Below are 13,734 nucleotides of genomic sequence, written 5' to 3'. Positions count from 1 at the left end.
CTGATCAGGGCGTGACGATGTCGAACGCCGGATCCCCCGCGGTGAGCACCGAGGAGAGCGTGCCGAATGCCGAGGTATCGCCGGTGATCTCCACGCCGGGGCTGTCAGCGTCTCCGGCGACCAGTGCGAGCAGCCGAGGCTTCGTCAGTGAGAACGATGCCTGCGCGGTCTCAGCGTCGGCTTCCTTCTCGATGTAGACGAGCACGCCGTTGCGGAGCGTGACTCGGAAGTTCCGGCCTTCATCGGTCAAAGTGAAGTCGAGCGACACGTCGAGATCCCACGCTCGCGGACCGTCGACCGAGATCGCGACGGAGTCGAACAGCTGCTCCACAGTGAGCTGGGCGACGATCTCGGGGGCGTTCGTGGTCGTCGGTGTCCCGAAGTTGCCGGTGCGGAGTTCTGTCGCACCCGACATGTAGAAGTTCCGCCAGGTGCCGTTCTCTGAGCCGTAGGCGAGCTGCTCGAGTGTTGCCGCATAGAGCTCTCTCACGGATGTGTTCTCCGGTTCCGTGAAGATCGCATGGTCGAGGAGGGTCGCAGCCCAGCGGAAGTCGCCCTCGTCGTAAGCGAGCTGTGCTGCTTCGACGATGCGGTCGATGCCGCCGGCAAGGGCGACGTACCGCTCAGCGAGCGCCTTGGGCGGGTGCGGCCAGAGGCGGGCGGGGTTGCCGTCGAACCAGCCCATGTATCGCTGATAGATCGCCTTCACGTTGTGGCTCACGCTGCCGTAGTAGCCGCGCGCATGCCAGGAGTTCTCCAGGGCCGGCGGCAGCTGGATCTCCTCGGCGATTTCGGTGCCTGTCATGCCCTGGTTGGTCATCCGCAGGGTCTGATCGTGCAGGTAGGAGTACAGGTCGCGCTGGAGTCCGAGGAACTCGAGGATCTCGGCGTTGCCCCAGGTCGGCCAGTGGTGCGAGGTGAACAGGACGTCGGCCTGGTCCCCGTAGCGCTCGAGCGCCTCGGTGAGATACCGCGCCCACACACGCGGGTCGCGCACGAGTGCCCCGCGCAGAGTGAGCAGATTGTGGAGGGTATGGGTGGCGTTCTCCGCCATGCACAGCGCCCGGTACTTCGGGAACAGGAAGTGCATCTCGGCGGGCGCTTCGGTGCCCGGTGCCATCTGGAACTCGATGGTGAGCCCGTCGATCGTATGGGTCTCACCGGTCTGGGAGACTTCGATCGTCGGGGGGATGATGCCGGCGTGCCCGGTCGACGTGGTCTGCCCGAGACCGGCTCCCAGCGCGCCCTTCGCGCTGCGTTCGAGCGCGGCGCCGTACATGTACCCGGCCCGGCGTGCCATCGCAGTGCCCGCGTAGACGTTCTCTGCCACCGCCTCAGCGACTGTTCCCTCGGGCGCGATGATCTGCACCTTGCCGGATTCGACGTCGTCCTTGGTGACGATGCCGAAGATCCCGCCGAAATGGTCGATGTGGCTGTGGGTGAAGATCACGGCCACGACGGGGCGCTCACCACGGTGCTCACGGTAAAGAGTCAGAGCGGCCGCGGCGGTCTCCTTCGAGATCAAAGGATCGATGACGATCACACCCGTGTCGGACTCGATGAAGCTCACGTTCGACAGGTCGAATCCGCGTACCTGAGAGACGCCATCGACGACCTCGAACAGGCCGTGCTTCGAGACGAGCGTGGACTGACGCCACAGGCTCGGGTTCACGGTCTCGGGAGCATCGCCGTGGATGAAGTCGTAGCTGTCGGCGTCCCAGACGACGTTGCCGTCGTCGTCGTGCACGACAGCGGGGCTGATGGTTCCGAGGAATCCGCGATCCGCGGCATCGAAATCTCGTGTGTCATCGAAAGGCAGCGCGGCTTTCAGCGCCTCCTGCTGCTTCTTGATCGCCGTGGTCGCAGCGTTCTGAACCATTGTCGCCTCCTACAAGATGATTTGCATTCCCGTGTCCGAATGCATCCAGCCTCATACGGGACAGCGCGGTGCCGCAATCACGTACTCACCCTCCGAAGGTGAGGCGCCCCGTCAGGGAACTCGCGAACGGGACCGCCTCGTGCAGGTCGATGTTCCGGACCTTGGCCAGGGGGTGAGGTCCTTGCCGTGCGGCAGTATGCTCGACCATATTCGGCCCCGCCGCCGAACAGCGGGAGTGCTGGAGGCGTGTCACAAGCGTCGAGACTAACCGCGGGCAGCCGACTTCGCGGCGTGGAAGCTCGTGCTTTTGGGAGGATTCCTATGACCGTCACTGCCGACGACGCGGTGCATCTGCGACGCTGCATCGAACTCGCCAGGGAAGCTCTGGAAGACGGCGATGAGCCGTTCGGTTCCGTCTTGGTGTCCCAGGAGGGCGAGGTTCTCTTCGAAGACCGCAACCGCGTGAAGGATGGCGATGCCACCCGCCATCCTGAGTTCGAGATCTCGAGGTGGGCGGCCGCCCACCTGGTACCGGACGAGCGCGCACGCGCCACGGTCTACACGTCCGGTGAGCATTGCCCCATGTGTGCGGCGAGCCACGGGTGGGTGGGACTGGGGCGGATCGTCTACGTGGCGTCGTCCGCGCAGCTGAACTCCTGGCTCTCGGAGTGGGGGATCGCCGGTGCACCCGTGGCCGCCCTGCCCATCACGGACATCGTCCCGTCGGCCGTCGTCGATGGGCCAGCGAACGAGCTCATTCCCGCTATCAAAGCGCTCCACCGCGCACGACTGGCTTCGAGGGGATGACCTCAGGTGGCCGGCTGGCGCTCGAAAGCCAGCTTGACCGCGAAGCCGGCGAGGAAGGTTCCGGCGACCCACCGCTGCAGCAGCATCACTCGCGGCCTGACGCGCAGGAATCTGGCGAGGCTTCCCGCGCTGACGACCACGAGGCCGTTCACCGTGACGCCCACCAGGATCTGTACGACGCCGAGCACGATGAACTGCGACCACATGGGCCTGTCCGGGGCGATGAACTGCGGGAGAAGGGCGGCGTACAGGAGCGCGATCTTGGGATTGAGCAGATTCGTCAGGAGTCCCATGCCGAACAAGCGCGCGGGGTTGATCGGCGCGACCTCCGCCGGGTCGAAGGGTGATCGGCCGCCGGGTCGGAGCAGCTGCCACGCCAGGTACCCGAGATAGAGCACCCCGGCGAATTTGACCACCAGGAAAGCGGCAGGAACGGCGGCGAACAAGGCAGCGAGTCCCAGCGTTGCGGCCACGAGATAGACGACGAATCCGACGGCTGTTCCCGTCAGCGCGATGAATCCCGCCCGAGTTCCCTGGCTCACCGACCGGGCCGCGAGGTGCACCATGTTCGGCCCAGGGGTCACCGCCATGCCCAACTCCACGAGCGCGACCCCGAGGATCGCGCCCCAGGTCACCGGAATGAAGTCGCTTATCGGATCCACAGCTCGAACATACTGCTTCGGATCGACGACTCGACCCATTCTGTCGTGCGGGTCGGCCGCGGTCGTGGCTCAGTCGAGGCCGTCGTCGACGACTTCTGCGATCGCCTCGTAGCCCGCATGCTGGTAGGCCGGAGCATCGTCGCTGTGGGCGAGAAGCAGCACGCCGATGGCGGCCGCCCACGCGTGTGCGCGTTTCCAGGTTTCGGCGTCGTACTGTGTGCCGATGGCGGTGCGGAAGCGCTCGCGACCGGATGCATCGAAGGCGAGCCAGGCGACAGCGAGGTCGTAAGCCGGGTCTCCCGCAGTCACGTCGCCGAAGTCGATGATCCCGAGCAGTGCGTCGTCACGCGAGACAAGGTTTCCGGGATGCAGGTCGCCGTGGATCCAGACCGCGGGAGCCGACCAGATGGGGGCGGTGACACCGCGGCGCCAGATCTGTTCCAGCACTGTCGCCGTGGCGGAGTCGACCAGCTCGGCTCGCCGCAGGGCCTCGAGCCGCTCACCGAATACCGTGTCGCGCGTACTCAACGCGCGACCGCGCACGGGATTGACGGGATGGTCGGAGGGTGCCGGAATGTGAAGAGCGTGGAGCGCGGCAGCGAGGGGCTCGGCCCACCCGGCGCGATGCTCGCGGGGAACGTCGATACCTGAGACACCCTCCATCCAGGGCACCACCGACCACGGCCACGGGAACTGCGCACTCGGGATGCCGACGACCAACGGCGCGGGGACCAGGAGACCGGTCGGCGCGATCCGCGTCGCGATGCCCGGAAGCGCTCGTTGCTCGTTGAGCACGAGAACCGCTGCTGGTTCACGGCGCGGAAGCCGGACCGCGAGATGCGGGCCCAGGCGCCAGAGTTCGCTGTCCCAACCCTCTGCGACCTTCTCCAACGGGAGTGCTGCGGCGCCCTGGGGGAGTCGGGCGGCATGACTTGTGACGAGGGCTCGGACAAGGGTCTCGTCGATCCGGATGTCTGCGGCGGGCTTGTCGACCATCGTTCGACCCTACCGAGGCTCTTGGCGCACACCAGGCAGCGATACGAACGCCGTCTCTGGCGTTCCTTCGCGCAGGCTCGTGCAGCGGGACACAACCCTGTTGGCCGCTATCGGTATTCGGTAGTTGCGCAGTGCGCCTGTCCGGCGGCGGTGGACACGTTCTGCACCGCCGAGCCAGCATCATCTGTGGCGGACGCACTCTTGGAGCTCCGCACCGGTGAACAGTGCCGAATCTCACCCGACGTCAGGGCGGGTAGTCAGTGGTGAGCGCAGGTGCCGCATGAGGTCTGGGCTGGTGAGCGGCACAGTGAGCCAGACCAGTCGTGCGACCTCGTCCTCGACAGTGAGTTGAAGAGCGTGTGGGGTCGCCGTGAGGCGGATGTGCGCGACGAAAGTTCCGTTGCACCACGCACCTGATGCCGCCACCGGGCGCCCGAGCGGCAGGCTCTCGCGCCAGGCGCCGTTTCCGATCGTGAGGAGGCACGAGGAACCGAGGTGAACACGCCATCCCTCGGAGTCCGGCTCGACGGTGACTTGCGTTCCCGCCGGGAGCGCCGACGTACCCCCTGCATCATCGACCAACACCGCCCGACCGCGGTCGTCGCTGACCGCACCCGAGACAGACGGAATCTCGAGCGTCGCGAGCGTCTTCCGAAGTCGCAGATCGTCTCCCGAGCCATCCGCAGCGTCGATTCCCGGCAGGAGCCGATCCCAGGCAAGATCCAACACGTCCTGCGCGTGCCGCACTTCGCCGTGCGCAGCGGTCAGCACGACGACCAGCTCTGCCGAGGGGACGACGATGCATTGTTGTCCGAATGCCCCGTTCCCGTGGAAACCGTGCCGCGACATCCAGAACTGGTAGCCGTAGCCGGCCTCGAAGTCCTCACCGGTCGCGCCCGGGGAATAGTGGCGGCTCTCCACCTGGTGTGCCGTTGCCGCCGCGATCCACTCCGGTGATATGAGCCGCTGGCCGCGCCACACGCCACCGACTCTCATGAGCTCACCGAAAGCTGCGATCGCTTCCGTCGTCAGGTGCAGACCGTGGAAGCCGAAGGCCTTTCCTGTCCTGACTCGATCCCATTCCGTATGTCGGATTCCCATCGGCGCGAACAGCCTCTCGTCGAGGAAGTCCGGCAGCGATCGCCCGGTGACTCGTTCCACCATCCGCGCGAGAACGAACGTCGTGGCGTTGTCGTACATATGCCGCGATCCTTCGACCACCTCGAAGGGCATGCCCAGGAACCCGCGCACGAGATCGTCGGGACTCGACGCCCACGCCTGCTCGAGCGTGTCCTCATGATGACCGGTTGTCATCGTGAGGAGGTGGCGAACTGTGAGGCGTCGAGCCTGTTCGTCGAGCTTCGCCGAGCCATACTCACTGAGCACGTCGATGACGCGGTCATCCAGGCTCAGTGCACCATCATCGACCGCGATGCCGACGGCAGTCGACGTGAAGGACTTGGTGAGCGAGTACAGCAGATGAGGACGGTCCGCCGAGTACGGGGCCCACCATCCCTCGGCAATCACGCTGCCTTGCCGAACGATCATCAGCGAGTGACACTCGATCTCTTTCTCGTCAAGCCCGTCGAGAAAGTGCTGCACGGCCCTCGAGGAGACGGCGAGAGACGAAGGCGACGCACGAGGCAGCAGCATCCCGTCATGCTAACCGTCGAGCCGCTGCATTGATGACGCTGTCGCTCAGACACCGACCTGCGCCGCCCCGGAGCTAGAACCCGATCGCGCCGAAAACGATCGCTAGCAGCGAGACCAAGTCGAGCGGGCGCCGGCAACACTGATCCGAGTGGCGACGGGGTTGGGCTAGATCTCCTCGCACGAAGGATTTCCGGCTTCTTGTCGAATACCGCGCACGGCGTTCGTAGCAGTGGTGAGAGAAAGGATTTCACCATGAAACTCACCATCAGCTTGCAGGTCACCCTTGACGGCGTGGCACAGGCGAACGGCGGCAACAACGAGGAGATGGATCCTGGCTTCACCCGCGGCGGCTGGGCGCTTCCGCTCGGTGATGAGGGGAGCGAGCGGTACATCCTGGACACATGGCGGCGTCCCGACGCGTTCCTGATGGGCCGCAAGACGTTCGACCTGTTCGCGACCTTCTGGGGTGCTCGCAGCGCCGATGACGGGTTCGGCGAAGCGATCAGCACGAAGCCGAAGTACGTCGTGTCCCGCACCCTGATCGATCCGGCCTGGGAGCAGACCGAGGTGATCTCGGGCGATATCGTCGCGGAGATCCGCCGACTCAAAGCTCAACGCGGTGGCGAGTTGCTGCTGGTGGGGAGCACACAGCTCGCGCGTTGGCTGCTGGAGAACGAGCTGGTGGATGAGATCAACCTCGTCCAGTTCCCGGTCATCGTGGGCGAGGGCACGCGCCTGTTCCCGCAAAGCGGGTCCGACTTCGGGCTCGAGCTGTTGGACACCCAGGTGTTCAGCACGGGAGTGGTCGGTCTCACCTATCGGGTGGCCGGTCGCCCCGAGTACGCCTGAGTGAGAGGATCACCCCATGCAGTATCTGGTGAACGTCATCGACGACCGCAGCGATTCCGGAACCGCGGAGGAAATGGCTGCTATTCACGTCTTCAACGATCGGCTGATCGCGAATGGCAACTGGGTCTTCGCGGCCGGGCTGGCCGACCCGACGATCTCGACCGTGATCGACGGACGCGGCGACCAACCTGTCTTCATCGACGGGCCGTTCATCGAGAGCAAAGAGTGGGCCGCCGGCTTCTGGATCATCGAAGCCCCCGACCTCGACGTCGCGCTCGAGCTGATGGCCGAGGGGTCGAAAGCCTGCAACCGCCGCCTCGAGGTGCGTCCGGTGCTGGCTCCGCCCCGATGAGCGATGTCCAGCAAGCCCTGGCGCGCAGCCACCACGAGGAGTGGGCGCGGGTCGTGGCGACGCTCGCGAGACGGTTCGGGAATCTCGACACCGCCGAGGAGGCTGCCGCGGAAGCATTCGTGACTGCGGCGGAGCGTTGGCCGCGGGACGGCATCCCACCCCACCCCGGGGCGTGGCTCACTCTGACGGCGACCCGCAAAGCCATCGACCGGATCCGACGCGAGAGCAGCCGCGACGCCCGACACAGGGAGGCTGAACTCTTGTACGTCACCAGGACCGAGCCTCTCGGTGCGATCGACGACGACCGTCTGCGGTTGGTCTTCATCTGCTGCCACCCGGCGCTCGTGATGGAGGCCCGTGTCGCGCTGACGCTCCGAATGGTCGGCGGGCTGACCGTCAGCGAGATCGCCCGCGCATTCCTCGTGCAGGACACGACGATGGGCGCGCGGATCACGCGCGCGAAGGCGAAGATCGCCACCGCGGGGATTCCCTATCGGATGCCCTCTTCAGGCGATCTTCCGCGCCGCGTCTCCGGAGTGCTCGCGGTGCTCTTCTTGATCTTCAACGAGGGATATCTCGCGACCGGGTCCGATACGGCACCCGTGCGGGAGGAACTGACTGCCGAGGCGATCCGCCTCACGCGGTTGCTGCACCGGCTGCTGCCCGACGACGGCGAAGTGACCGGGATACTGGCTCTCATGCTGCTCACCGAGGCACGCCGGCCGGCGCGAGTGTCGCGACACGGCGCTCTGATTCCTCTGGCTGACCAGGACCGCGGTCTGTGGGATTCGGCTCTGATCTCGGAAGGTCACGCCCTCGTCCGTGAGCGGCTGAACTCCGGCGTCGCACCCGGCCGCTACCAGCTGCTGGCCGCGATCAACGCCGTGCACACCGACGGCCACGCGACCGACTGGACGCAGATCGTCGCGCTCTATGACCAACTGATGCGACTGGATGGATCGCCCATCGTGCGGCTCAACCGCGCCATCGCGATCAGCGAGCGCGATGAGGCCGAGGCTGGGCTCTCCCTCATCGACGAGCTCGCACCCGAGCTGACGGAGTACCACTCTTTTCACGCCGCTCGTGCCCACCTGCTGCGGCGACTCGGACGTGACGCGGCGTCTCGCGAGGCGTGCGACGCCGCGATCCGGCTCGCTGGCAACACCGCAGAGATCGCCTATCTGACCGCGCAGCGGGACGGAGGCACACATCACCAACGCAGTGCTCGCCAATGAAGCTCCAAAACCCATCCGCTCACCGAACCAGGAGATCCACATGCCCCGATTCGCCGTTCTCATCTACACCGAAGACTCCGCCCATGCCCTCGACGCGACAGACGAGGATCTGGCCGAGCCCAACGGACACGGGGAAGCCCTCGCCGAGTCCGGTGCGCTGCGCGCGGCTTTCGCATTCACACCCCGTGCGATGGCGCGGTCGATCCGCGCGGACGGAATCAGCGAGGGTCCGTTCGTCGATGCTCCGCAAGTCGTCGCCGGCGTGTACGTCATCGACGCATCTGACTGGGACGAGGCACTGGCCATCGCCGCCACGAACCCCGAAGTCCGTGGTCGCGGGGGAGTCGAGGTACGTCTCATCCACAGCGGTGGCGCCAGCGACGCCTAGGCCATTGGTCAGATCGACTGCCGGTATCCGAAGAATTCGTGATCGTTGTTGTAGCCGCCGAGGCCTCCGCCGACCTCTTCGAAGCGCTCGACGAACTCGATCCCCTGGATCCACTTGACCATCTTGAAGCCGAGTTCCTGCTCGTTGCGGAGCCGAAGGGGAGCCCCGTGCGAGAAGGTGAGTGGCTCGCCGTTCATGTCGTAGGCCAGCATTGTCAGTTGGTGCCTCATGAGGTCAATGTCGTGCGCGTCGTAGTACAGCCCGCCCTCGGGTCCCTCGGCGAAGGAGTAGAAGACGACCCACTTCGCCTCGGGCTTCGGGCGGACGAGGTCGAGGACGGTCGACATCGATACGCCGCCCCACTTCGCTACGCCAGACCACCCCTGGATGCAGAAGTGTTGCGTGATCTGTTCATGGTGCGCCAGATCATGGAGGTCGTCGAGGCTCAGCGACACCGGGTTCTCAACCAGCCCGCCGATGCTGAGCCGGTAGTCACGGAACCCGTTCTCCTGCGAGATGCGGTACTCGTCGCTGTCGGGAACTTTCCCGTTCGACCAGAAGTACGGTGAGATGTCGTTCTCGGTATAGCTGCCGGGCTTCGCGTCGATGTGTTCGAAGAGCCGCTGCACGGGGCCGATGAGCGCGATCCCGAAGCGGCGAACCGCCCGCGGGTACCGGTAGGTGACCGGCGATGCCGCGACCCACACAAGGGCGAGCACCGCGGATGTGGCCAAGAATATCCAGAATCCGGTCCAGGACTCGGTGTCGTTGCCGGCGTACATGTGGTTGAGGTTGCGCAGCGCCCCCGTCGCGAAGACGAGCGCGACGTGCACGATGACGAACATCACGTACCAGCAGAGCACCAAGAAGTGCAGCGACCGGGCGAACTGGATGTTGAACACGCGGCTGATGCGCTTGAAACGGGTCGACAGCGCCGGCGACATGCCGAGCCCGGTGATGAGGGCCAGCGGTGCGGCGATGAACACCGTGATGAAATAGGCGATGAGCTGCAGGGCGTTGTAGTTCGTCCAACCAGCCTCGATCGGCCAGTCGAGAGAGAGGTACTGGACCGCTGCGCTGATCGCATTCGGGATGATGTCCCAGTTCGTCGGCACGATGCGCGCCCATCGCCCGGTGACGAGCAGAAGCACGACAAACACGAGTCCGTTCACGAGCCACAGCACGTCCACGCCGAGGTGCCACCACCGGGCGAGGCCGATCGAATGCCGTCGACCGGGCAGTCCGACGCCGTCAGGCAGCGTGAGCGAATCGCCCTTCGCCGTGTACGTGGGGTCGTCCGGCACGGGCCGCTGCATGCGGAACCACTCCTTGCCCGGCGTCGAGTGTCGCGTCCAATACAGCCGCGGGTGGTCGGCGAGGATGCTCAGCCCCGACCGCACGATGAAGACCATGAAGAAGACGTTGAGCCAGTGCTGCCAAGCCAACCAGGCTGGGAAGCCCTCGGGCGTCCCCTCCGGCAGCTCGGACGCTCCGGGATACGTCCGCATGAAGTCGCGCACCGCGGGGAGGTCGACAATCCCGCGTGCGATTGCGATCCCGGCGATCATCAGAGCCACGCCGATCGGCACCAGCCACAAGAGGTTGAACCACTTGGTCCGGCCGATCCGGATGCGAGGTGCAACGCCGTACTGCGCGGGGAGCCCGCCTGCCCAGTCTGCGCCGACGCGGTCGTGCCGGGTGGTGTCGAGCGCCTCACGGAAGCGCGGTGACATCTCCTGCAACTGCTGCGCCCGCTGCACTTCCGGCGTTCGCGCGAGCGATTCCGGCCCGGCGTCGCTTGTGCTCTCGTTCACGTGCCACCCCCCTTAGAAGGTCGTGCTCGCCTGCACGGGGAGCATCGGCCTCCTAGCGATAAGGATGACAGAAACCCGACCAAGAAAACGAGTGGATCGCGAGGAACTCCTTGCGGACGTGCGGTTTGATGGCAGGGCGGCGACCGCACCGGCAGGTCCGGATAAAATCCGGGCATGGCTTCACACGATGCCCGCCGTAGCGGGTCGCCAGCCCCGCAATCTTCGTCTCACGACAAGCGCTGGCTCTTCGCAGCGGCTGCAGCGGTCGTTGTACTTGTGATCAGTTACGTTCTTGCCGTGCTCACGCAGGGAGGGCAGGCTCTCGAGAACGCTGCGCTCCGCGGGGCGGACCAGGCGAACAGCGAGGAACTGTCAGCGGCGAGTCAGGCGCTCGGGGACATCACCGTCGTATCCCTCGCCGTCGCCGCGACCGTCGTTGCCCTCATCGGTCTGCTGCGCAGACGGATCGACCTCGCCATCGCAGGCGTCGGCGTCATCGTGCTCGGCCAGGTGATCACACAGACCCTCAAGCGGTTCGTCCTGCCCAGACCCGCCCTCGTCGACGTCACTGGCGACTTCGTGCACAACAGTTTCCCGAGTGGCCACACGACGATCGCGATGACAGTGCTGTTCGCCGCGCTCATCGTCGTCCCGTATCGCTGGCGTGGCGTCACACTCTTCCTCACCCTGACATGGGCAGTGGGCATCGGCGCCTTCACCGTCACTGCGAAGTGGCACCGACTGAGCGACACTCTCGGCGCGGACGCCGTCGCGTTGCTGTGCGCCTGTCTCGCTTCGTGGTGGCTCGCCAGAAAAGGGGTGATCGTCCCGTACACAGGGCCCACCCGGCGTGGGCGGATCGTCCTCGGTGTCTTGCTCAGCTGCGCCGCTGTGGGGTTCCTCGCACTCGGCGCTTTCCTGTGGATGGTTCCTACTCTGCGGGGCGTTGACTACTCGATGCCGAATGAAGCCACCGACTACACCGCCTACCTCGGTGCGCACGCCCTCGCCGTGGGGTTCACCGCGGTCACTGCGCTGCAGTTCTGGGCCCTCTGGCATCGGCTCGAAACACGCGGAGCGGATCCCCGCACGACATGAGCTTGACTCGCGCCCCGAATAGCGCCAGCGTGCCGTCTCGGGCATCGAGTCGACCGGCCACTTCTTTCTGACTTCTCAGCCGGCCGATACTGCATCGGGACGGGGCCGGCGATCGGCTGATTGAGGAGGGCCGCCCCCGCTCTTCCTTCCAGCCGTCCGGGTGGATACGCTCGCGGACATGACAACCCGTGTCGGTACCGACCAGCCGGCCCTTCGGGGCCAGCTCCCGCAGGTACTGCTCGCGACGTTGGCTTCGACAGTGGGCTTCTGGGCGTGGATGTGCATCGCCCCGCTCCAGGGGACGTATGCGGCGGAGATGGGGTTGGACGAGGGGCAAATCTCCCTCATGCTGGCGACGCCCGTGCTCGTGGGCGCCCTCGGGCGCATCGCGGTCGGTGCGATGACAGACCCGTTCGGCGGACGCGTGATGTTCACTGTCGTCCTGCTGGGATCCGTCCCGGCCGTGCTGCTGGTCGCCCTCGCCGGCAGCATCCGCAGCTTCCCTCTCCTCCTGGTCGCGGGGTTCTACCTCGGTATCGCGGGCACGATCTTCGCGGCCGGCGTGCCGTTCTCGAGCGCCTGGTATCCGCCGAACCGTCGCGGGTTCGCGAACGGCGTCTTCGGGATGGGCATGATCGGTACGGCGGTGTCCGCGTTCCTCACCCCGCGAATGGTTGAGTGGATCGGCTACCTGACGACGCACTTCGTGATCGCAGGAATCATGGTCCTCTTCGCCGGGCTCAGCTGGTTCTTCCTGCGGGACTCCCCAGCATGGACCCCGAGTCACATGCCGCTGGTGCCGAAGGTGATGGGGGCGCTGCGCCTGACCATCACCTGGAAGATGTCGTTCCTATACGGCATCGTGTTCGGCGGCTTCGTCGCGTTCTCCACATTCCTGCCGAAATACCTCACGACGATCTACGCGGGCGATGTGGATGCCGTCGGGGCGGGCACCAGAGCTGCAATGTTCGCTGTTGCCGCCGTCATCGCGCGCCCCATCGGCGGCGTTCTCGCCGACCGGTTCGGCCCCAAAGTCGTCGCACTCATCTCGCTCGCTGGCATCGTCACGCTGGCGTACATCGTCGGACAGCAACCGCCTGAGGGGATACTCACGGGCGCGACGTTCTTGGGGATGGCTGCGGCCATGGGCCTCGGCATGGGCGCGGTGTTCGCGTGGATCGGCCCCTCTACTCCGAAGGACAAGGTCGGGGCGGTCAGCGGCGTCGTTGCTGCGGCTGGCGGTCTAGGCGGCTACTTTCCTCCGCTCGTCATGGGGGCGACGTACAACGCCGAGACCAATTCCTACTGGCTCGGGCTCTGGTTGCTCGTCCTGGTCGGTGCTGGTGCGCTCGTTGTCGCCGGCATGATGAAAGACGCGGATCGATGAGACGCGACCAAACGCGTTACTCGAGCTGGTTGGCAAAGATTCCGGCTGGCGTGATCAGTCCATGCTCGCGGAGAGAGCTCACGACATAGCTACGGAACGCTGGCGAATGGTCCTGATCGCGGACGACGCGTAGCCAACCGTTCACGTAATTCGCTCATCGCCGCCTCATCTCGTCGATCGTCGATCCTGAATCAGCGTGTGGCCCGCCGATGTCAGGATCTCCCGGGCACGATCACCGTGCGAGGCCGGAACCATGAGAACGTCCCCATCGAAGGTCGACACGACGAACACCGGACTGCCCGCGGCGGAGAGTGGGCCGACGAGCGAGGCGACCACGCCGGTGAGCCCGAAAGGGATGGGACCGCTCGCGTACAGCGCCATCCACGGTCCATCAATCTCCGCTCCGGCTGGTGCAAGTTCCGCTGGGCACACGACAGACACCTCCTGCGGTGTGCGCGTGAAAGACACGAACCCTTCAATGGCCTGGGTCGTCAGTAGATCAGCGGGAAAGGGATCCCCTGACGGGAGTCGGGCGATGACGTACGCGCCCGGGAAAGAGCTCAATTCAACAGTTGGTGTGCGCATCTGTGCATCACGATGTGAACACGCGGAAG

The 13,734-nt window shown here is 65.6% G+C and carries 13 protein-coding genes; 7 read left to right on the top strand and 6 right to left on the bottom strand.

Annotation, left to right across the window (positions count from 1 at the left end; translation table 11 throughout):
• Positions 1 to 4: 4 nt before the first annotated feature.
• The gene (locus D7252_RS16065) at positions 5 to 1,879 is read right to left on the bottom strand and encodes an alkyl/aryl-sulfatase (RefSeq protein ID WP_120776302.1); all 1,875 of its coding nucleotides are present in this window, start codon (positions 1,877 to 1,879) and stop codon (positions 5 to 7) included.
• 321 nt (positions 1,880 to 2,200) lie between these two features.
• Between D7252_RS16065 and D7252_RS16060 the strand changes: the two genes are divergently transcribed.
• Positions 2,201 to 2,686 carry a nucleoside deaminase gene (locus D7252_RS16060; RefSeq protein ID WP_120776301.1) on the top strand — a complete coding sequence of 162 codons (486 nt, stop codon included), beginning with the start codon at positions 2,201 to 2,203 and terminating at the stop codon, positions 2,684 to 2,686.
• Positions 2,687 to 2,688: 2 nt separating this feature from the next.
• Here D7252_RS16060 and D7252_RS16055 read toward each other — a convergent pair whose 3' ends face one another.
• The 3 genes from D7252_RS16055 to D7252_RS16045 form a co-directional block, all read right to left on the bottom strand.
• Positions 2,689 to 3,348, bottom strand: coding sequence for a LysE family translocator (locus tag D7252_RS16055; protein ID WP_259461119.1), 660 nt, complete (start codon positions 3,346 to 3,348; stop codon positions 2,689 to 2,691).
• Positions 3,349 to 3,417: 69 nt separating this feature from the next.
• On the bottom strand, positions 3,418 to 4,344 hold the full coding sequence (locus tag D7252_RS16050; RefSeq protein WP_120776299.1) for an aminoglycoside phosphotransferase family protein: 927 nt from the start codon (positions 4,342 to 4,344) through the stop codon (positions 3,418 to 3,420).
• A gap of 234 nt (positions 4,345 to 4,578) precedes the next feature.
• On the bottom strand, positions 4,579 to 5,997 hold the full coding sequence (locus D7252_RS16045) for a serine hydrolase (protein ID WP_120776298.1): 1,419 nt from the start codon (positions 5,995 to 5,997) through the stop codon (positions 4,579 to 4,581).
• Between the two features lie 252 nt (positions 5,998 to 6,249).
• Between D7252_RS16045 and D7252_RS16040 the strand changes: the two genes are divergently transcribed.
• From D7252_RS16040 to D7252_RS16025, 4 genes are read left to right on the top strand one after another with little or no spacing between them, the layout of a single operon-like run.
• Positions 6,250 to 6,846, top strand: coding sequence for a dihydrofolate reductase family protein (locus D7252_RS16040; RefSeq protein WP_120776297.1), 597 nt, complete (start codon positions 6,250 to 6,252; stop codon positions 6,844 to 6,846).
• A 16-nt stretch (positions 6,847 to 6,862) separates the two neighbouring features.
• On the top strand, positions 6,863 to 7,198 hold the full coding sequence (locus D7252_RS16035; RefSeq protein WP_120776296.1) for a YciI family protein: 336 nt from the start codon (positions 6,863 to 6,865) through the stop codon (positions 7,196 to 7,198).
• Positions 7,195 to 8,433 (top strand): RNA polymerase sigma factor, encoded by a 1,239-nt coding sequence (locus D7252_RS16030; RefSeq protein ID WP_120776295.1) that lies wholly within the window; start codon positions 7,195 to 7,197, stop codon positions 8,431 to 8,433. The genes D7252_RS16035 and D7252_RS16030 overlap by 4 nt, the downstream gene beginning before the upstream one ends.
• 40 nt (positions 8,434 to 8,473) lie before the next feature.
• Positions 8,474 to 8,821 carry a YciI family protein gene (locus D7252_RS16025; RefSeq protein ID WP_120776294.1) on the top strand — a complete coding sequence of 116 codons (348 nt, stop codon included), beginning with the start codon at positions 8,474 to 8,476 and terminating at the stop codon, positions 8,819 to 8,821.
• Between the two features lie 8 nt (positions 8,822 to 8,829).
• On the opposite strand, the gene D7252_RS16020 is transcribed toward D7252_RS16025, so the two are convergent.
• A complete protein-coding gene (locus D7252_RS16020) occupies positions 8,830 to 10,635 on the bottom strand; it encodes a molybdopterin-dependent oxidoreductase (protein ID WP_215110971.1) in 1,806 nt (601 codons plus the stop codon).
• A gap of 174 nt (positions 10,636 to 10,809) precedes the next feature.
• On the opposite strand from D7252_RS16020, the gene D7252_RS16015 reads away from it, so the two are divergent.
• Positions 10,810 to 11,733: a phosphatase PAP2 family protein gene (locus D7252_RS16015; protein WP_120776293.1), complete on the top strand. Its 924-nt coding sequence runs from the start codon at positions 10,810 to 10,812 to the stop codon at positions 11,731 to 11,733.
• Positions 11,734 to 11,911: 178 nt separating this feature from the next.
• Positions 11,912 to 13,120: an MFS transporter gene (locus tag D7252_RS16010; RefSeq protein ID WP_120777021.1), complete on the top strand. Its 1,209-nt coding sequence runs from the start codon at positions 11,912 to 11,914 to the stop codon at positions 13,118 to 13,120.
• Between the two features lie 165 nt (positions 13,121 to 13,285).
• Here the strand turns inward: D7252_RS16010 and D7252_RS20605 are convergent, their stop codons facing one another.
• Positions 13,286 to 13,705, bottom strand: a complete 420-nt coding sequence (locus D7252_RS20605; protein ID WP_374225776.1) for an ACT domain-containing protein — start codon at positions 13,703 to 13,705, stop codon at positions 13,286 to 13,288.
• Between the last annotated feature and the right edge of the window lie 29 nt (positions 13,706 to 13,734).

The sequence above is a fragment of the Microbacterium sp. CGR2 genome (assembly GCF_003626735.1).
Taxonomy (GTDB): domain Bacteria; phylum Actinomycetota; class Actinomycetes; order Actinomycetales; family Microbacteriaceae; genus Microbacterium.
This window is presented reverse-complemented; position numbering and strand designations above follow the sequence as displayed.